Origin of the sequence: Vibrio sp. TMPB1044, from assembly GCF_030442075.1 — a bacterium.
Lineage (GTDB): Bacteria > Pseudomonadota > Gammaproteobacteria > Enterobacterales > Vibrionaceae > Vibrio > Vibrio satsumensis.
In genome coordinates this window covers 158,009-178,845 of sequence record NZ_JAUJED010000009.1, presented here as the reverse complement: position 1 = coordinate 178,845, position 20,837 = coordinate 158,009, and the positions used below count along the sequence as shown (strand labels likewise).

Annotated in this window: 16 protein-coding genes; 9 read left to right on the top strand and 7 right to left on the bottom strand. The window is 43.6% G+C overall.

Translation table 11 applies throughout. The features are described 5' to 3' along the window. Positions 1-30 precede the first annotated feature (30 nt). Together metG and QQ041_RS04585 are read left to right on the top strand one after the other, a co-directional pair. Positions 31-2,091: a methionine--tRNA ligase gene (gene metG / locus QQ041_RS04590; protein ID WP_146492228.1), complete on the top strand. Its 2,061-nt coding sequence runs from the start codon at positions 31-33 to the stop codon at positions 2,089-2,091. A gap of 220 nt (positions 2,092-2,311) precedes the next feature. After that, positions 2,312-2,791 (top strand): DUF1456 family protein, encoded by a 480-nt coding sequence (locus QQ041_RS04585; RefSeq protein WP_285953207.1) that lies wholly within the window; start codon positions 2,312-2,314, stop codon positions 2,789-2,791. A 168-nt stretch (positions 2,792-2,959) separates the two neighbouring features. On the opposite strand, the gene fadR is transcribed toward QQ041_RS04585, so the two are convergent. Continuing rightward, entirely contained in the window at positions 2,960-3,799 is an 840-nt protein-coding gene (fadR, locus tag QQ041_RS04580) for a fatty acid metabolism transcriptional regulator FadR (RefSeq protein WP_060982306.1), read from the bottom strand. A gap of 640 nt (positions 3,800-4,439) precedes the next feature. Between fadR and nhaB the strand changes: the two genes are divergently transcribed. After that, positions 4,440-6,032, top strand: a complete 1,593-nt coding sequence (nhaB, locus tag QQ041_RS04575) for a Na(+)/H(+) antiporter NhaB (protein ID WP_285953206.1) — start codon at positions 4,440-4,442, stop codon at positions 6,030-6,032. Between the two features lie 147 nt (positions 6,033-6,179). Continuing rightward, entirely contained in the window at positions 6,180-6,689 is a 510-nt protein-coding gene (dsbB, locus tag QQ041_RS04570; protein ID WP_285953276.1) for a disulfide bond formation protein DsbB, read from the top strand. 125 nt (positions 6,690-6,814) lie between these two features. On the opposite strand, the gene QQ041_RS04565 is transcribed toward dsbB, so the two are convergent. Next, the gene (locus QQ041_RS04565; RefSeq protein ID WP_061018518.1) at positions 6,815-7,435 is read right to left on the bottom strand and encodes an SEC-C metal-binding domain-containing protein; all 621 of its coding nucleotides are present in this window, start codon (positions 7,433-7,435) and stop codon (positions 6,815-6,817) included. Between the two features lie 210 nt (positions 7,436-7,645). Between QQ041_RS04565 and QQ041_RS04560 the strand changes: the two genes are divergently transcribed. Next, complete coding sequence (locus QQ041_RS04560) at positions 7,646-8,200, top strand: prepilin-type N-terminal cleavage/methylation domain-containing protein (protein WP_285953205.1); 555 nt, start codon at positions 7,646-7,648, stop codon at positions 8,198-8,200. Between the two features lie 86 nt (positions 8,201-8,286). Then, entirely contained in the window at positions 8,287-9,243 is a 957-nt protein-coding gene (gene dusC, locus QQ041_RS04555) for a tRNA dihydrouridine(16) synthase DusC (protein WP_048659728.1), read from the top strand. Positions 9,244-9,273: 30 nt separating this feature from the next. Here dusC and QQ041_RS04550 read toward each other — a convergent pair whose 3' ends face one another. From QQ041_RS04550 to yfbV, 4 genes are all read right to left on the bottom strand, one after another. Further along, a complete protein-coding gene (locus tag QQ041_RS04550; RefSeq protein ID WP_285953204.1) occupies positions 9,274-10,740 on the bottom strand; it encodes a GGDEF domain-containing protein in 1,467 nt (488 codons plus the stop codon). Positions 10,741-10,909: 169 nt separating this feature from the next. Beyond that, positions 10,910-12,763, bottom strand: a complete 1,854-nt coding sequence (gene malZ, locus QQ041_RS04545; RefSeq protein ID WP_285953203.1) for a maltodextrin glucosidase — start codon at positions 12,761-12,763, stop codon at positions 10,910-10,912. 190 nt (positions 12,764-12,953) lie between these two features. Continuing rightward, positions 12,954-13,919 (bottom strand): ABC transporter substrate-binding protein, encoded by a 966-nt coding sequence (locus tag QQ041_RS04540; RefSeq protein ID WP_146492234.1) that lies wholly within the window; start codon positions 13,917-13,919, stop codon positions 12,954-12,956. 316 nt (positions 13,920-14,235) lie between these two features. After that, entirely contained in the window at positions 14,236-14,688 is a 453-nt protein-coding gene (gene yfbV, locus QQ041_RS04535; protein WP_017099049.1) for a terminus macrodomain insulation protein YfbV, read from the bottom strand. 341 nt (positions 14,689-15,029) lie between these two features. Here yfbV and QQ041_RS04530 point away from each other — a divergent pair, with 341 nt between their 5' ends. The 3 genes from QQ041_RS04530 (at position 15,030) to QQ041_RS04520 (ending at position 19,703) form a co-directional block, all read left to right on the top strand. Then, positions 15,030-16,226, top strand: coding sequence for an acetate kinase (locus tag QQ041_RS04530; RefSeq protein ID WP_017107306.1), 1,197 nt, complete (start codon positions 15,030-15,032; stop codon positions 16,224-16,226). A gap of 147 nt (positions 16,227-16,373) precedes the next feature. Next, on the top strand, positions 16,374-18,539 hold the full coding sequence (gene pta, locus QQ041_RS04525; RefSeq protein ID WP_285953202.1) for a phosphate acetyltransferase: 2,166 nt from the start codon (positions 16,374-16,376) through the stop codon (positions 18,537-18,539). 180 nt (positions 18,540-18,719) lie between these two features. Continuing rightward, a complete protein-coding gene (locus QQ041_RS04520; RefSeq protein WP_146492236.1) occupies positions 18,720-19,703 on the top strand; it encodes a sensor domain-containing diguanylate cyclase in 984 nt (327 codons plus the stop codon). Here the strand turns inward: QQ041_RS04520 and QQ041_RS04515 are convergent. Beyond that, positions 19,695-20,642, bottom strand: coding sequence for a glutathione S-transferase family protein (locus QQ041_RS04515; RefSeq protein ID WP_285953201.1), 948 nt, complete (start codon positions 20,640-20,642; stop codon positions 19,695-19,697). The genes QQ041_RS04520 and QQ041_RS04515 overlap by 9 nt on opposite strands. Positions 20,643-20,837 lie beyond the last annotated feature (195 nt).

Below are 20,837 nucleotides of genomic sequence, written 5' to 3'. Positions count from 1 at the left end.
TATACCTATCAAAAAAGCGAATTATTAAGTATGGCAACTGATCCAAGACAACTTTTGGTAACTTGTGCGCTTCCGTACGCTAACGGCTCTATTCACCTTGGCCATATGCTTGAGCATATCCAAGCTGATATCTGGGTTCGATACCAGCGTCTGCGTGGCAACACTGTAAACTTCATCTGTGCTGACGATGCTCACGGCACGCCAATTATGCTTAAAGCTCAACAGATGGGTATCACGCCAGAAGAGATGATCGCTGCTGTTAGTGAAGAGCACCAAAAAGACTTCGCTGGCTTTGATATCAGCTTTGATAACTACCACAGCACACACAGCGAAGAGAACCGTGAACTGGCTTCACACATCTACCTAGAACTTAAAAAGAACGGCTTCATTTCTAGCCGTACTATTTCTCAGCTTTTCGATCCTGAGAAAGAGATGTTCCTACCAGATCGCTTCGTAAAAGGTACTTGCCCTAAGTGTAAGTCAGAAGACCAGTATGGTGATAACTGTGATAACTGTGGTGAGACATACAGCCCAACTGAACTGATTAACCCTAAATCAGCGGTTTCTGGCGCAACTCCAGTAATGAAAGACTCTGAGCACTTCTTCTTCGACCTACCTCAATTCGAAAGCATGCTTAAAGAGTGGACTCGTTCTGGCTCTCTACAGAATGAAACTGCAAACAAAATGCAGGAATGGTTTGAGTCTGGTCTGCAACAATGGGATATCTCACGTGATGCACCTTACTTTGGCTTTGAAATCCCAGGCGAAAAAGACAAGTTCTTCTACGTATGGCTAGACGCACCTGTTGGCTACATGGCTTCTTTCAAGAACCTATGTGACAAGCGTGACGATCTAAACTTCGATGAATACTGGAAGAAAGACAGCACAACTGAGCTTTACCACTTCATCGGTAAAGACATCGTTTACTTCCACAGCCTATTCTGGCCAGCAATGCTAGACGGCGCAGGTTTCCGTAAACCAAACAACGTATTCGTACACGGCTACGTAACAGTAAACGGCGCGAAGATGTCTAAGTCGAAAGGCACATTCATCAAAGCGAGCACGTACCTAAACCACCTAGACCCTGAGTGTCTGCGTTACTACTACGCGGCGAAACTAAACAGCCGTATCGATGATTTAGACCTTAACCTTGAAGACTTCACTCAACGTGTAAACGCTGACGTAGTAAACAAGATTGTTAACCTAGCTTCTCGTAACGCAGGTTTCATCACTAAGCGCTTCGAAGGCAAGCTAGCTGCTGAATTTGCAGAACCAGAGCTTTACAACGAATTCGTTGCTGCCGCTGAGCGTATCGGTGAGCTATACGAATCTCGTGAATTCAGCCGTGCTATTCGTGAAATCACCGCACTAGCGGATAAAGCTAACCAGTACATCGATGAAAAAGCACCTTGGGTTCTTGCAAAAGAAGAAGGCAAAGAAGCTGAGCTTCAACAAGTGTCTTCTGTAGGTATTAACCTATTCCGCGTACTGATGGCTTACCTGAAACCAGTGATGCCAGAGCTTGCAGCTCGCACTGAAGCTTTCCTAAACGAAGAGCTCACGTGGGAAGCGATTGCGACTCCACTAACTGATCACGAGATCACTAAGTTCAAAGCACTATTCAACCGTATTGATCCTAAGAAAGTGGAAGCAATGGTTGAGTCTTCTAAAGAAGATGCAGCCGCTGAAGCAGCAGCGAAAGAAAAAGCAGAAGCTGAAAAAGAACAAGCAAGTCAAACTGAGCTAGACAAAGAACCAATCGCAGACGAGATTGAGTTCGATGCCTTTGCAGCAGTAGACATGCGTATTGCTCGTATCATCTCTTGTGAAGAAGTACCAAAAGCGAACAAACTACTGAAGTTCCAGCTGGACATCGGTGGTGAGACTCGCCAAGTATTCTCTGGCATCAAGTCAGCATACAAACCTGAAGAGCTAGAAGGCAAGCTAACCGTAATGGTAGCAAACCTAAAACCTCGTAAGATGAAGTTTGGCATGTCGGAAGGCATGATCCTAGCAGCGGGCCCTGGCGGCAGCGACCTATGGATCCTTGAGCCACACGAAGGTGCTCAACCTGGTATGCGTGTAATGTAATTCTGATTTCAGTCAGATAACAAGCACTCATAACTAAATCCCTAATGCACTTTTAACTTGAAAGAGTTAATAAGCATTGGGGATTTTTTATATCTACCGAAAATAAGCGTTCTCTGTTAGAGTCGCCGTCAACTATGCTATGTAGAGTAGAAATTGGTTTGTCGACGATAATGGACTAACCAACACCTCTTTACTCTAAAACCCTTTTTAGGAATCCCCAGTGACTAACAACGAAATCTTGCGTCGTATTCAACACGCACTAAACCTTAAAAATGCACAAATCATCAAAGCAATTGAACAAGCTGATGTAACCGTTGCTCATGACCAAGTGATTAACTGGCTAAAAGACGACAACGACAAGTCATGCTCTAAGATGAAAGATAAAGAGTTAGCAGTATTCCTAAATGGTTTCATCAACCTTAAGCGTGGTAAAAAAGAAGGCGAACAACCTAAACCTGAAGTTGCACTGACTAACAACATGATTTTCATGAAGCTTCGAATTGCATTAAACATGAAAGCGGAAGATGTTTTGGACGTACTAGAAGTGGTTGGCATTAACTTGAGCAAGTACGAAATCGGTGCTTACTTCCGCAAACCAGAAAACAAAAACTACAAAGTGTGTGAAGACCAACTACTTTGCGATTTTCTAAACGGTGTGCAATTTACCAACCGCCCAGACTCAGAAGAGTTTGCGGGGTAAGTTGCTACTCATAGATAAGTTACTATTTATAGGTAAGTATCTGCCCCACTGGTAAGTTCTAGCAACTATCAATAAATAAAAAGCGGCGAGATAATTGAATTATCTCGCCGCTTTTTCGTTTTCTTTACGTCACCGACTAAACAGGGACGACAATAGTAAACCTATGGCTTAGCTGTCGTCTTCTGTAAAATTCGTTGGCAATGTCGTTTTCATTTCATTCCAAATTTGCGCACTTGCGATACCGTAGTTACGAATCACTAATGGCAAAGTTTCGCGCTCGCCACTTTCGCAGATAATGAACAACTCTTTATAAAAGTCCATCGCTAAACGTCGTGCTTCTGGGTTAGAGAAGTAGTAGCTACCGATACGGTCATACAGTTTACGCACACCGTTAAAGATCAGGCCGTAAATCTGGTTGCCTGAGTGAAATGCCAAACGCTGGAAAAGCATGTAGTCATAGAAGTTGAAAGTCTTCGCGATTAAAATCGTCTGACGTTTCGCTTCATCTTTTTCCGAATCTTCTTTTACCGCTTGTTTGATCTTGTCAGCGTATGGCGATGATTCTAAGAACTCATCCCAAGTCGGTGCCGCAAGTAGCGCTTCACAAGATTCAATCACGTTACTGATCGTACGTTCTGAAGCTTCTTTATTTGCTTTAAATGCATAACGCATAAAGATCGGGCTGATATTCGTGCGCGCAGCAAGCAAGTCTTCTACCATTTTGCTTGCGTTATCAACGTCTAACGTCATTAACGTATCTAGGATATGAAGACCTGAGGTTTCCATAAACTGATTAACTTTAGTTGGCTTGCCGTGTTGGATTGTCAACCAACCGTCGCGAGCAAGACGTTGTAGTACTTCACGAAGCGTAGTACGTGTAACACCAATCAGCTCAGAAAGCTCACGCTCTGCGGGCAAGATAGAACCTGGAGGGAAACGGCCATTCCAAATACTTTCAATGATATACTTTTCTGCAAATCCTGCCGGGCTCTTCGCCTTAATGACCATCTACACTTCAATCCAATTTAATTATTCTGTTCTAATTTACTCATCATACCACTAGTTCACACCTAGCGGAAACACCCGCAAAAATTTTACTCACTCAAAATAGCAGTAGAGTTAAAACTCTAAAGTTCAGCACGCCTTTGCACCCTAGATTTAGAAAGCAAGCGACTACAAACTACCATTTCAACAAATCATTAACACAACAAATTTTCTTTTAAATCAACGAGATTGGTCATATTTTCAAAGTTATTAATTTGCAATATTAAGTTGTAATAATCATATATAAACCGTCGTTATTCTGTAAATTTCAATCATTTCGCTGAAATATTGATTCTAGTCGGTTTTTATCACATTTTAAGTGGTATGCTTGCGCTACTTTGATCGCGTTTCTCAACAAAAAAGAGGTATTTTTAGGGCTACAGGGCTTTTCCTGTTGACTAAATGTTATCTAAGAGTAGAGTTGCGCTCAAAAATAAGCAGTGCTTGAGTTTCTAAGGGAGTGACTTGGCAAGACCACAGAACATTACATGGAATGTAGTTTTTCTAAGTCACTGTTAGTTATAGTTTTTAACAATTTCTATAGCTCGATTCTCAAAATGTTGTATTGCTTGTCTATTCATAATCAACATAAAAGAGTATTAACATGCCGATGTCTCTCGGAAACGCTTTTATCAAGAACTTCCTTGGTAAAGCTCCTGATTGGTATAAACTTGCCATCATTTCCTTTTTAATCATCAACCCGTTTGTTTTCTTCCTAGTTGACCCATTTGTTGCGGGCTGGCTGTTGGTGGTTGAGTTTATTTTCACTCTAGCTATGGCTCTAAAGTGCTACCCTCTTCAGCCGGGTGGCTTATTGGCAATTCAAGCCGTCGCCATTGGCATGACCAAACCAGAAATGGTTTATCACGAGCTACAAGCAAACCTTCCAGTATTACTCTTACTTGTATTCATGGTTGCTGGTATCTACTTCATGAAAGAACTACTTCTGTTCATTTTCACGAAGATCCTGCTCGGCATCCAATCAAAAATCTTACTCTCTGTCGCTTTCTGTGTCGCTGCAGCGTTTTTGTCTGCCTTCCTAGATGCGCTGACAGTAATCGCTGTAGTTATTAGCGTTGCGGTAGGCTTCTACTCTATCTACCACAAAGTTGCATCGGGCAAAGGCACAACATCTGCGCACGATCATACTCATGATGAAGAGATCTCTGAGCTAACTCGTGAAGACCTAGAAAACTACCGTGCTTTCCTACGCTCACTACTTATGCACGCCGGTGTTGGTACTGCACTGGGTGGCGTAATGACCATGGTAGGTGAACCACAAAACTTAGTAATTGCTAAGCAAGCGGGTTGGGAGTTCGGTGAATTTATCATCCGTATGCTGCCAGTAACACTGCCTGTTTTCTTCTGCGGTATTCTAACTTGTGCACTTGTCGAAAAATTCAAAGTGTTTGGTTACGGTGCAGAACTGCCAACGAATGTTCGCCAAATCTTAGTTGAGTTTGACAACAAAGAACGTGCAAACCGTACAAAGCAAGACGTAGCAAAACTATGGGTTCAGAGTGCAATCGCAGTTTGGCTGATTGTTGGCCTTGCGCTTCACGTCGCTGAAGTAGGTTTGATTGGCCTTTCAGTGATCATCTTGGCAACGGCATTTACTGGCGTTATCGAAGAGCACTCAATGGGTAAAGCCTTTGAAGAAGCACTGCCATTTACCGCACTTCTTGCCGTCTTTTTCGCGGTTGTTGCTGTAATCATCGACCAAGCTCTATTTAAGCCAGTAATCGATGCTGTACTTCACGTTGAAGATAAAGGCGCACAGCTCGCACTCTTCTATGTTGCCAACGGTATCTTGTCGATGGTTTCAGATAACGTATTCGTAGGTACGGTTTACATCAACGAAGTGAAAACTGCACTGGTTGAAGGCATTATCACTCGTGACCAGTTTGACCTACTTGCTGTTGCTATCAACACTGGTACTAACCTACCTTCTGTTGCTACACCAAATGGCCAAGCTGCATTCCTATTCCTATTAACATCAGCACTTGCTCCGTTAATTCGATTGTCTTACGGTCGCATGGTTATCATGGCGCTGCCATACACCATCGTATTGGCACTGGTTGGCCTAGCAGGCATTGTGTTCTTCGTAGAGCCAATGACAGCATGGTTCTACGATGCTGGTTGGATCATTCAACGCACTGGTGAAGTCGTCGCTCCAGTTATCTCTGGTGGTCACTAAGCTAAACACTGTGTCGCAAACCACAATAACTATAACTAACTAATCAAAAATATTAGTTGATTAGGAAACTTATCCAAGATAAAAAGCTCTGAGTAATCAGGGCTTTTTTATTTTATAGACGGGATTAAATTCGTGAACTTTTTTGCAATGCTTAAAGACTTCTCTAAGGGACGTTTATCTTGGCTTTTACTGCTGGCTTTTATTGTCTTTTTTGAGGCATGCGCTCTCTTCTTCCAACACGTGATGATGCTTGGCCCTTGCGTAATGTGCATCTATGAACGCGTTGCGATGCTTGCTATCGGTGTTGCTGCAATCATTGGTGCTATCTCCCCTCATAACCCAATATCACGTTGGTTAGGCCTTGCTGGTTGGGGATTTGGCGCCTACAAAGGTTTAACGCTGGCTTTAGAACATGTTGACTACCAGTTTAATCCGTCTCCTTTTGCGACTTGTGATCTGTTCGTGACTTTCCCAAGCTGGGCACCTTTAAACCAATGGGCTCCGTGGATGTTTGAGGCTTACGGCGACTGCAGCAAGGTTGTGTGGCAGTTCTTAGAACTTTCGATGCCACAATGGCTTGTGATTATCTTCGCGGGTAACTTAGTTGCTTTCGGTTTTGTAGTGATTTCTCAATTCGTTAAATCAAAGAATGACTAACAATTAGCTCATCATCTTCAAAAATAAAAAAGTCGACCCAAAGGTCGACTTTTTTATTACTTAAATTTTGGGCACTTAAAGAAAGTCTGTTATTCACTCAAGCTAAGTTACTCAACAATCCGAGGTTAGCTGTTTTTACCGCAGCATTGTTTAAACTTCTTACCACTCTCACAAGGGCACAGGTCGTTTCGACCAATATCTTTAAACGGGTTCACGCTCTGGGATTTATTGCCCAGCATCGCTTCATCCGCTGCCATAGCCACTTCTGAAATCATCAGATCGACTTGACCCACTAAATCGGCAAGCGATGGTGGGTTAGTAAGCCCTGCAGCGATCATTTGTTGTTGAGTTTGTTCTTCATCAATCGCCAACATCAACGTTGTTAGGAGCGCTTGCAACATTCGCAAAGTGCCATCCGCAACGGTCACGCTCTGCCACTGCTCTTCCACTGTTGGCCAAACCATCATGAAGCCTTCAGAAAAATCGGCGAACTGCTCGTTAAAGTCACCTTCAGCCAAGACGTCTGTCAGTAAATATTCATTACGCTGAATCAGGTTGTGCTGACGGTTAATCTGTTCTGTAACCGTTGTTACCAGCTCTTTACCCGCTTCGGGCGCTACGATGGCAATCCATTCTTCAGGATCGAGTGGCTTTGTCGCTAAGTTAGACGCAAGGATTGCACCTTCCATAAACTGCGGAGTAATATCTGTGATTGATTCTGGTAGGCTTAATAATTGATATGTCATGAAAGCTCTGGATATTGGGCATTTTCGATATTATAACGCCATACTCACCAAGATGTCGCCAACCACTTTCCTCTGTTTTCTCGCAAACAAACTTACGCAAACCATTGCTATTCAAATATCATCGACATTTTACTTATTTCGCTTTGATAATCAGAATATTGGGTGTAAAACGCCCACTGAAACATTCAGTTACATACAGGCGTATTCATCATGAAATCAAAGTCCCAAGGTTTTACATTACTCGAACTTATTGTGGTAGTCGTTATTTTGGGTGTATTAGCGGTAACCGCTGCGCCTCGTTTTCTTGGTGTTCAGCGGGATGCTCATGAAGCATTGGCGCAAGGTGCGTTTTCAGCATTTAGAAATAGTATCGATATGTATCACTCGCAATGGCTTGTCGATGGTGAGCCTACTTTTGATCAAGTGGTGAATTATGGTGAAGGTGATGTATATCCGTCAGAAACTGGGTTTCCAATCTCAGTTCTTGATACTCCGCCAGCTGAGACTCCACAAGTTAGCGGTGACCAATGTGTGGCACTTTGGAACTCTTTGATTGATTCTGATTTGGTCGCTCGTTCTCAATACGATACTGGCTTTATTTTGCCTTCTGATGAAGCCATTGTTAGTTGGTATACTGGAACACCCGAATGCTATTACTACTACACTCCAAGCTTTACAAGCTCTGAACGTTTACCCATTCTCTATTATTCACCAATTACCGGAGAAATAAGAGTAACTCGAGAAATGGCGAACACCGCTCCTTAGTGACAATCTAACTAACACGCCGTACAATCACGCCTCGAATTTTTCGGTTCACTCAGTTTCGGGCCACTCATTTTAGGTAAAGCAACATGCGCGTAATACTTGGCCCTATGGAGGGCGTTCTAGACCATCTAATGCGTGAAATTCTCACAGAGATTAATGATTACGATCTCTGTGTAACAGAATTTGTGCGCGTCGTTGATCAACTTCTTCCTCCACATGTGTTCCACCGTATTTGCCCTGAGCTGCATCAAGGCTCTCAGACCATGGCTGGTGTGCCCATCCATCTCCAGCTTTTAGGGCAACATCCAAATTGGATGGCCGAAAATGCCTTTCAAGCTGCTAGCTTAGGCGCTAAAGGCATTGATCTTAATTTTGGTTGCCCAGCAAAGGCGGTCAACAAAAGTAATGGTGGTGCGTCACTGCTTAAAGAGCCAGAACTCATCTATCAAGTGGTGAAGTCTTGTCGAGAAGCGGTACCTGCACATATTCCCGTGTCCGCAAAAATCCGATTAGGTTGGGAGCACCCGGAAGAGTGCTTTGAAATTGTCGACGCTATCGAGCAAGCAAAAGCTGACGAACTCACCGTGCATGCAAGAACCAAAGTTGGCGGCTATAAAGCCAGCGAAATCAAATGGGATTACATCAATCAAATAAGAGAAAAAACTTCTCTACCGTTGATTGCTAATGGGGAAATCTGGAACTATCAAGATGGTCAAGATTGCATTGAAGCAACAGGCGTCGATTCATTGATGGTCTGCCGCGGTGCTTTCAATATTCCAAACCTTGGTAACGTCGTTAAGCACAACCACCAGAAAATGCCGTGGGATAAAGTCATTGAACTTTTGCTGCGCTATTCAGAGTTTCAAATTAAAGGGGACAAAGGTATGTACTACCCCAATAGAGTGAAGCAGTGGTTTGTTTATTTAAGTAAAGGCTACCCTGAAGCGAACGAACTGTTTAAAGAAATTCGTACTTTCAAGAAAGCGCCACCGATTGTAGAGCGTCTTCAACGTTATCAAGAAGAACGCCGCCAACCTGTTTAAGATGAGGCGCTTAACGATTCAACAGTGTGGCTAAAATTCGAGACGGTCTTTACCCGCCGTCTTAGCCACGTACAGCTTTTCATCAGCGTACTTAAATATCTCATCGAAATTAAGTTTACTCTGCTTTGTCTCCACAATGCAGACGCCTCCAGAAATCGTAAAGCCATTTGGGACGATATCTGATGATTTATTGCAAACTGCAGCTTTCACGCGCTGTAACGTTCTAATCATCGTATCACGATCATCACCTTTCAGGTAAACAACGAACTCTTCTCCGCCAAACCGTGCTGCAACATCACTGCTTCGTACACTGTTACTTATCTGACGTGACATATAACGAATCACATCATCACCCTTGTCGTGGCCGTAGGTGTCGTTAATTAACTTAAAATCATCGATATCAAATACAGTTAAGGCAAACAGTTGATCGTGCTCTACATTACGCCAGAATGCTTCTAACCCGCGGCGATTCAATAAACCTGTCATAGGGTCTTTGGCTGCGAGATCTTTGAAGTAACCACGTTCTATATTGGAATTGACGTAAAAGAAAATAGTTACAGAGAATAGATACACGATGATGGCAACAATAAGGCTGTCTTTCTCGTAGAGAAAAAAGTGCTCCACTTCTTTGGCAAAATCCAATTCGTAATACATGGCATGATGGGATGCGACACCTTCTAGGTTAATCTCATGGTAGAAAGCCGCACTATCAATCGGCGCAGAGCGAGTAGTATCGATAATATCTATCCGACCAGCCAGATGCCCATTAGAATTCTCAAGCAACCTGCCAGCATTAATATCTACCGACAGCATCCCTTGGTGAACCCCTTTATGGAATACAGGGATGGTCATACTGATCATGCGGTCAAGGGAATCAAAGCGATAACCAGGGCCAGAGAGCGTGAGCTGGTCAGGGTTGTTGGCAGTTTTCTGCCAGTAAGGACGACTCTTTATAGTCGAGAGCAGCTCTTTACTGAGTCCTTTGGCAAAATCTTCCGGCGAAGAGATCACATAGCCACTCGTATCAATAAAGTGCACGCCGTCGTGGTATTCATCAAGCTGAGATAAAAATGAAAGAATAGGAGCTAGAGCTATCTTTTCTGAGGCGCTCTTGTAGCTATCACTGGTTTCGGAACAAAGGGATTCTTGGCCGACCAGCATATAGTCGATATCGACAGAAGGAATGTCTGAAGTTTTACCGTCCGCGAGGAGTAGCACATCAATAGGCCAGATTTGGCAAAGCCCATCCACAACTTGTTTGTTGTGATCGAGAAAGAGAGGGTTTCCGGATTTGTAGTAGTTGGAGAAGCTGTAATCTAGAGCAGTCACCACTTTTGTGGTTCTTTTGAACACCTCTTCGATACGATGGAACTCGCTGTCGATGTCTTTTTTAACCGAATCAAAATGGTTCTTTCCGATTAAGCCAAGCAGCATCGTCGCGATCACCGCGGGAAACCCGAAGATAAAGGTAAGGCTAAAGTGCCTATTTACTTTCATATAATTTGCTCTTAGCGCTCAGCTATTTTCATTTACCCCATTAATATTATTACATTAATTGTCATTTCCCACGAGGTAAAAGAGTGTAAATTGATATGAATCGATCTTTCCCATTCACTCAAAACTTTAAAAAACTAGCCCAGACTAAGCAGGACTAGTCTTGAGTGATTTAATCCAGTTTATTGACGACGTCAAAAATCATCGACTGCATCGCTGGAATAACAATATCTGCGGTACCGTTACAGATCAAAACACGTTCTATTCGACCAAGCAAAGCGACCAGCTCACCTTGCTCTTGTCCAAGCATCCACACAGGCAAAGACAACAGCTTTTCATCTTGGGATAAGTTCAGCACAACCAGTGTCTTTTCGCCCTTAAGACAGCGCGTAAACACTAAAGTCTCAGTATCACAATATAACTCTAAGTAGGAGCCACTTTGTAAGCTGTGACGTTCTGTTCTTAGTTTTATCAACGCTTGATGGAATGGAAACCAAGCCGAAGAGTGTTCCTTTCCCCAAGGGAAGCATCTTCGGTTATCCGGGTCTTGCCCGCCTTCCACTCCCACTTCTGTCCCGTAGTATAGACACGGGGTTCCGACATAGGTAAACAGTAAAGTCAGCGCCAACTTTTGTTTAGCCTGGTCGCCACCCAGTAGCGTCAGTAGTCGAGCCGTATCATGACTGTCCAGTTGATTTAACTGTGATAGCTGATTCAGCCATGGAACCTTCGCCCTCGCTTCAGCTAACCAATCAGAGAAATCTAACATATCAATTTCAATCGGCTCGTACGCGATGTCTTGCTTAGCCAATAGCGCACGTACTGGGTGAGCAAAACCATAATAGTTCATCGATCCGTCTTCTTGTGCCCCCTGTAACCACGATGTAGCCTCGAAGAAGTGCTCTCCTAATATGTAGGCTTCCGAATTCTCTGCTTTTGCTGAATTTCGAAATGCTTCCACATAATGCGCATTGTTATAAGCGCCCTCACCCTCGCCTAGCATGTGAATCACATCGAAGCGCCACCCATCGACATTATAAGGTGCTTTCAACCAGTGCTTTATCACAGAGTCTTGTGACTGGTATATGTAATCTCGCACGGAAGCGTTGGAAAAGTTTAAGACAGGAAGAGAACTAATCCCTTTCCAACCGACATATTGTTGAGGGTTGTCAGGGGCGAAAAAATAGTAGTCGTGAAATGCCGAGCCTGGGTGGTCATAGGCACCCGATCCTGTCACTTTCAGCTTATCGAACCAAGGGTGCTCGACAGAGGTGTGATTAAACACAGCATCCAGAACGATTCTCATATCACGTTTGTGGATGTCATTTGAAAGTGCAGCGAACTCGTCATTGGTTCCGAAATGCGAGTCGATGTTGTAGTAATCCGTCGTATCATATTTATGATTACTAGGGGACTGAAAAATTGGATTGAGATACAGAGCGGTGATACCTAGGTCTTGTAGATAATCTAACTTGCTATGAATGCCTGCGAGATCGCCACCGAAGAACTCCGCAGCACCCGTTCCATTATGTCCTTCAACAGAGTCACCCCACTCTTTCACCACGACATCTAAGGTGTTTTCTTTTAAGCGATATTCCCCAGCTTTAACACTGATACTCGGGTTACCGTTACAAAAACGTTCTGGGAAGATTTGGTAGAAGACCTGCTCCGACACCCATGATGGTGGTCGGTGATGGGCATTAAACTTGAAATGAAACTCACGGCTAGGAACGCGACTATGTATACCCCTAGCATCAAGCCAGTGCTGTCCGTTTGAGTCGACTAACTTGAATACATAATGAGTAATGTCTCTGTCTGAATTAACTGGAAAAGAGACTTGCCACACCGTCAAGCGACCTTCAGTACCGACTTTGATCATATCAAGCAGATACTCTTCGTTATCCGGCTCATGCCTCAAGAGAACTCTATTCCAGTCATCACGTTCAGACATTATTGTTACGGTTAATACGCCATCTTTTTCATGGAAGTAATCAGAAGTTTGGGCATGAAAGATAAATGGTTTCATAGCGTTTCTCGAGCAATGTTCAATTTGCTTAAGATATGAAAAATTTCATTGACCACAATGAGAAAAATAACATCCGTTAAAGTAGATCACGTTTTGTAGATCCACTTTGTTTTCAGTAAGTCGATATCTCTCAAAATGAACAAATGAATTGCTCGTTTTTTATAGGGAGATCTAATTTAGAATTGTTATATCAACGACTAACTATCGCACGATCGATCACAGACTGAGGTACAGTCACGCCAAGCTTACGAGCAGCATCTAGGTTCACCACCAGCTGAGAACTCTGCGCAGTTTTGACACTCAACTTCCCTGGCTTCTGTCCGTTAAGAATTGCAGCCACATAATCCGCAGTTTGAATCCCAACATCATAATAATCTAGGCCTAAACCAGCAATCGCCCCCTTGCCCACATAAGACGTCGCTCCTGCAACCACAGGTGTGCCAGCTTGGTTTGCAGCGTCTATCAGCCCCTCCATACCGCTAGCAACCGTATTGTCGGTCAACGCATAGATAACATCAGATTTCTTCGCGACGGATTCGGCTTTTGCTTCTACATCATCGATAGTCAGCACTTTTTCAGTATGAAGTGTATACCCGAAGTCTCGGGTCGCCTTTCTCAATAACCCAACTAACGCAACGGCATTCGCTTCGGCAGGGTTATAAACGACACCGATTGAACTAGCCTCAGGAAGAAGCTCTTTGATCAAAGATACATGTTGGACGATTGGCGAGAGATCAGAAAGACCCGTGACATTTCGGCCCGGCTTATCTAACTGTTTGACAAGCCTTGCACCGACGGGGTCAGTTACTGCGGTAAACACAATTGGTATCGAGCGAGTTGCTGAAACCAAAGCTTGAGAAGTCGGTGTTGCGATACCAACGAGTACATGTGGGTTTTCACTGACCAACTCTCTGGCAATCTTTGCTGCCTGAGCCGGGTTGCCATCAGCCATTTCATAGGAAAATTCTAAGTTCTTACCGGGTTCAAAGCCTTTAGCTCTTAATCCTTCAAGAAGCCCTAAGCGCGTTGCATTCAAATCTGGATGATCGACAACTTGTGAAACCGATACCTTGGCAATATTTGCTGCCACGCTACTAGCCCACATCAACAGACAACCACTCAACGCAGCCGTTAATACTCTTCTTACAGAACCCATAATACTCCCTTCATCAAGCGCTCGTTGTTATTGCTCGATCTAGAGAGAACACAACATTAAATTCACTATTGATATTATTACCAGTAAGTTTTGATGACTTGAAGTGATATTTAACAAAAACACAACAAAGCTCGAATTATGCGTCAAAAGGCTGGTTGGGTTGAATCCGTAGGTAAGAAATGAAGTGAATAACAAGAGGCAAATGAAACGAACAGCAAAGAGTAAGATAAACAAAAAGTGTGATGGGAACGAATCTGAGAACATGCCATCAACTAAATATAGCTGTTCTCAGACGATAGGGAGCCGTGAGGTTTTCTTAGAACCAACGTTCCATTGAAGATTTGTCTAACTGACGGAATGCGCGATTCAAGATAATCGCCAATTCCTTATAACGAGGGCGCGACTTCATCGGTTCTAACGCAAAACCCGTTTCAGTGATCTTTTCATGCAATTCACGGTACCAAGATACTAGCGCCGGCGGAAGTTGTGTATTTGAGCGATTGCCCAACCACCACATGCCTTGAAGCGGCAAGCTGATTGCAAACAAAGCCATAACCACAGCCTGTGGCATCGCTTGGTAATTATTAAAGACCATTTGTGTAAGAACACTAATAGCGGCAATCGCAGGCATCACTTTCACGCCAAAACGCGTCGCTTTAATAATGCGCTGTTCTGGGAAGATCGCGTTTAACTCTTTTCGGACGGGCCAGAGATCCATGTACTTTTGGCCATCTTTTAAACTACTAGCTAAACCAACTCTATTGCTCATATGAGTCTCCCATTAAAAAAAAGTTGAAACCATCAACTAAAAACACAAAAATTTGACGAAAAATAATATTCTTTCAAATTTTTTTGTTATATTTGCACAATATCGCTATTATTTGCAGACCTCAATCTCATTGTTGCCCTTATTTACAATTTAAGCAACTTTGGGAAGACTTCTGCAAGGAATGCACAAGCCTCTTTTTGATAAAGAGCGCTTTCACTTTATACGGAAATTAACGTTTTTTTGACCAAGGTTAGTACGCAAGCCTATGTGCTTCGACTATTCTTGAGATTAATTTTCATCCTTAACTGATTTCGATCAGAAAAATAAACAGGTAGTCATTAATGTCTAAGCTAGTTTTAGTTTTAAACTGTGGTAGTTCTTCTCTTAAATTCGCTGTTGTTGATGCAGAAACAGGTGCAGAGCACCTAACTGGTCTTGCTGAGTGTCTAGGTCTTCCAGAAGCTCGTATGAAGTGGAAACTTGATGGCAAGCATGAAGCACAACTAGGCGCGGGCGCAGCTCACGTAGAAGCACTATCTTTCATGGTAGAAACTATTCTTGCTTCTAAGCCTGAGCTTAAAGCTAACCTTGGCGCTATCGGTCACCGTATCGTACACGGTGGCGAGCAGTTCACTTCTTCTGCACTTATCACTGATGAAGTTCTTAAGGGTATTCAAGATGCTGCGACTTTCGCACCTCTTCACAACCCAGCTCACCTTATCGGTATCGAAGCAGCTCAACAGAACTTCCCTGGTCTACAAAACGTTGCTGTATTTGACACTGCGTTCCACCAAACTATGCCTTCTGAGTCTTACCTATACGCTCTACCGTACAACCTGTACAAAGAGCACGGCATCCGTCGTTACGGCATGCACGGTACTTCTCACCTATTCATCACTCGTGAAGTTGCAGGCCTACTAAACAAGCCAGTTGAAGAAGTTAACATCATCAACTGTCACCTAGGTAACGGCGCTTCTGTATGTGCTATCAAGAACGGTCAATCTGTAGATACTTCTATGGGTCTTACTCCTCTTGAAGGTCTAGTAATGGGTACTCGTTGTGGTGACCTAGATCCTGCGATCATCTTCCACCTACACGACGCTCTTGGTTACTCTGTTGAAGAAATCAACAACATGCTAACTAAAGAGTCTGGCCTAGCTGGTCTAACTGAAGTGACTTCTGACTGTCGTTTCGTTGAAGACAACTACGGTGAGAAAGAAGAAGCAACTCGTGCAATGGACGTGTTCTGTCACCGTCTAGCTAAGTACGTTGCTGGCTACACTGCAACTCTAGAAGGTCGTCTAGACGCAATCACTTTCACTGGCGGCATCGGCGAGAACTCTGGCCCAATCCGTGAAATGGTTCTTAACCGCCTAGGCATCTTCGGTATCGAAGTTGACGGTGAAGCTAACCTTAAAGCTCGTTTCGGCGGCGAAGGTACTATCACTACAGCTAACAGCCGTATCCCTGCAATGGTTATCTCTACTAACGAAGAGCTAGTAATTGCTGAAGACACTGCGAAACTAGCAGGTCTTTAATTGATTTTCCTGACTAGCTTCACTAGAAGCTAGTCAGTTTTTCATATTAAGAAAATGGGGCTCAACTTCTATTCCTACCCCAATTTAAATATCGGTGGGAATAGCAGTTGAGCTTTTTTTATTTCCAATAGTCAAAGGTGTTCGTCAATGTCACGTACTATTATGCTTATCCCTACAAGCGCTGGTGTTGGTCTTACTAGTGTTAGCATGGGTGTTCTTCGCGCTATGGAGCGTAAAGGCGTAAGTGTTTCTTTCTATAAGCCAATCGCTCAACCTCGTAGCGGTGGTAACCAACCAGATCTAACGTCTACTATCATCAGCGCAAACAGCGACATTAAGATTGGTGAGCCAATCGCAATGACTAAAGCTGAAGCTTTGATCGGTAGCGAGAAAATGGACGTACTTCTTGAGTCTGTTGTTGAGCAATACAACAAAATCAACAAAGACGCAGAAGTAACGCTAATCGAAGGCCTAGTACCTACTCGTAAGCACCCATTTGCAAACCAAGTAAATGCGGAAATCGCAAAAACACTTGGTGCGGAGATCGTATTCGTTGCGACTCCTGGTACTGACAACCCTACGCAACTTAAAGAGCGTATCGAAGTAGCATGTTCTAACTTCGGCGGTACTAAGAACAAGAATATCAAAGGTGTAATCATCAACAAGCTTAACGCTCCTGTTGATGAAGCTGGTCGTACTCGCCCTGACCTATCTGAAATCTTTGACGATGCAGACACAGCTCAGCAAGCGAACCTTGAAGTAATGCAAATCTTCAACTCAAGTCCTATCCGTGTTCTTGGTTGTGTGCCATGGAGCATCGACCTAATCGCAACTCGTGCGATTGATATGGCTAAGCACCTTAATGCTGAAATCGTTAACGAAGGTGAGATTGCTACTCGTCGTATAAAGAGCATCACTTTCTGTGCACGTTCCCTACCGCACATGATTGAGCACTTCAAACCAGGTTCACTGCTAGTAACTTCTGCAGACCGTCCTGACGTTATCGTTGCTGCGGCTCTTGCTGCGAAAAACGGTGTTGAGATTGGCGCAATCCTACTTACTGGCGGTTACGACATTCCAGAAAGCATTGCTAACCTTTGTGCACCAGCATTCGCTTCAGGTCTACCGATCTTCAAGGCTCAAGGTAACACTTGGCAGACGTCTCTTAACCTACAGAGCTTCAACCTAGAAGTTCCTGCAGACGATAAAGAGCGTATCGAGTTCGTTAACGATCACGTTGCAAGCCACATTGACGGCCCTTGGATTGATTCTCTATCTGAAGGTACTCAAGGTATCCGTCGTCTAAGCCCACCAGCATTCCGTTACCAGCTAACTGAATTTGCTCGTAAAGCAGCTAAGCGCATCGTACTTCCTGAAGGTGATGAGCCACGTACAGTTAAAGCTGCGGCTATCTGTGCTGAGCGCGGTATCGCAACGTGTGTACTTCTAGGTAACCCAGAAGAAATCCGTCGTGTTGCTGCACAGCAAGGTGTTGAGCTTGGCGCTGGCGTTGAGATCATCGATTCTGCATTAGTTCGCGAAAACTACGTAGCTCGTCTAGTAGAACTTCGTGGCGCTAAAGGTATGACTGAAGTTGTAGCTCGTGAGAAGCTAGAAGATTCTGTATTCCTCGGTACTATGATGCTTGAAGCTGGCGAAGTTGACGGCCTAGTTTCTGGTGCTGTTCACACTACGGCGAACACTATCGTTCCTCCGTTCCAGATCATCAAGACTGCTCCTGATGCTTCTATCGTATCTTCAATCTTCTTCATGCTTCTGCCTGATCAAGTTCTTGTATACGGTGACTGTGCGATCAACCCAGATCCAACAGCTGAACAGCTTGCTGAAATCGCTATCCAATCTGCAGATTCTGCTGCGGCATTCGGTATCGACCCACGCGTTGCTATGATCTCTTACTCTACAGGTGAATCTGGTAAGGGTGCAGACGTAGATAAAGTACGTGAAGCAACGAAGCTTGCTCAAGAGAAACGTCCTGATCTAGTGATCGACGGTCCTCTACAGTACGATGCTGCTATCATGGAAAACGTTGCTGCTTCTAAAGCACCAAACTCTCCAGTAGCTGGTAAAGCGACTGTATTCGTATTCCCAGACCTAAACACGGGTAACACGACTTACAAAGCTGTACAGCGTTCAGCAGATCTAGTATCTATCGGTCCAATGCTTCAAGGTATGCGCAAGCCAGTAAATGACTTGTCTCGTGGCGCTCTAGTAGACGACATCGTTTACACAGTAGCTCTAACGGCTATCCAAGCAGACCAAGCCGCTCAAGCTGAAGAAAAAGTAATTAACTAATTGCTGTTTCTACTATGCAAAACCCTCGCCACTCGCGAGGGTTTTTTATTTGTACTTATCTATTTTTTCAAATTAGACCTATACCACTTAACTAATATCATCTACTAAAAATACGTATATTAGAGATTTCTTTAAATTTAGTTGCTAGTATTTAGCGACTAATGACTCATCATGTAAATTATGCTGCCATCTATCAGTGCCCAAAAAAATCAAGTTCTTACCGTTGCGTGCGTGACACTCGGTGTTATCTCTCTTGGCTTAGCAGGCCTTAATTACCTTTATATAGGTGCGCATACTTTCGCAGCTATTGAATTGATTTTCTCACTGTTCTGCTTTTATGTACTTGTTGAAAGTAAGAAAAATATAATTAGAAGTTGGCACTACCCAAGCATCGCTGCATTTTTTACATTTATCATCATGTATGGATTGACCGTTACAAAGGTGTCCTCTGCTCTTATTTTGTGGACATTCTGTTTACCACTTTTGTATCACCTTTTTTTCAATCGCTATGTTGGCTCCCTTTTAACCTTGGCAGTTCTGGTTACATGCTTAACTGTCGTGAATCAAAACCACGTCCAAACAAATCCTTTTGCGTTTCTTAATTTTTCTCTGCCTTATATAACGGTATGGATCATTTCATTTGCTTATGAAGAAGTAAGAGAGCGGGTTCAACATAACCTCCAAACTCTAGCACTCACGGACTCCCTAACCGAGGCCAAAAATCGACTGTGCCTATTACACGACGCGAGCCATGAGTTAGCCCACCTACATAACCTCTATTTGTTCCATTTCGACTTAGATCACTTTAAAAAAATAAACGATAGTTACGGACATAGTTGTGGAGATACGGTTCTCAAGTCTACATGTGAGGTGATTCAAGAAACAGCAGGCTCGGATAAACTGTATCGTGTTGGTGGTGAGGAGTTTTGTATTGTATTTGAAGCATCAGATGCAGACAGTGCTTTTCACTTCAGTGAGATGATTCGTAAATCTATTGAAAAGAACATAATTTACGACAACGAACACTCACTAAACGTGACGATTAGTGGAGGGTTAGTTCCTTTATCTCTTTCTGAACATAGCGTTGATACAGCGCTTCAACAAACTGATAAAGCACTATATCAAGCGAAATCAAATGGAAGAAATCAAGTGATATTAGCTTAACTCATCACGTCTATGCGGGGAATCTAAATCCAAGTTAGGCCCAACAGGGACAACTTGAGTTGGATTAATACCTGCGTGGCTGTAATAGTAGTGGCGCTTGATATGGTAAAAATCGGTCGTCTCTTTGATGCCTTCGATCTGGTACAGCTCTTTTAAGTAGCTCTGAATATGGACGTAGTCTGAAATTCGCTGCTTGTTACACTTGAAGTGACCTACATACACAGCATCGAATCGAACCAAAGTCGTAAACAACCGCCAATCCGCTTCTGTAATCTCGTTACCCGCCAGATAACGGTGTTCGCTAAGATGGGCATCCACTTTGTCTAACGCTTCAAATAACGCGTCATACGCTTCTTCATAGGCCTCTTGTGTGGTCGCAAAGCCGGTGCGATAAACGCCGTTATTGATGTTCGGATAGATGTAGTCATTCCATTCATCAATCTTGCTCGCCAATTCCCATGGGTAGTAATCATCGGTGTTGCCTGTTAACTCATTAAATTCTGAATTGAACATGCGGATGATTTCAGACGACTCATTGCTCACGATGGTGTTGGTTTTCTTATCCCATAAAACAGGAACCGTGACTCGACCTGAATAGTCAGGTTTGGCTTGAGTGTAGATTTGGTGCATGCGAGTGTGACCGAACAGAGGCTCAGGCAAGCCCATTTGCCATCCTTCACTCATCATGTCAGGGCAAACCACCGTCACATCAATATGATCGGTCAGGTCTTTCAGTGCACGGAAGATCAGCGTGCGATGCGCCCACGGACAAGCTAACGATACGTATAGGTGGTAACGACCACTTTCTGGCTCAAATTGCGCTCCGGCTTTATTTTCAACCCAGTTGCGAAAGCCCGCATCTTCACGAACGAACTTACCACCGCTTTCTTTGGTGTCGTACCACACATCGTGCCAAACACCTTCAACTAACTTGCCCATATCCAAACCTCTGTGATGCTAACTTTTCTCTAGTATAAAAAAAGCCAACTTTTTCAAAACTAGAAGAAGTTGGCTTAGTTGTTCGAATATTTTGATGAAGCTTGTTGAGCGAACCAATAAGCCTAAGACAAAAAAAGCGCGACTCTAATAACTAGTCGCGCTTAAGCCTGTCACAGGCTGAACCGTTTTAAATAG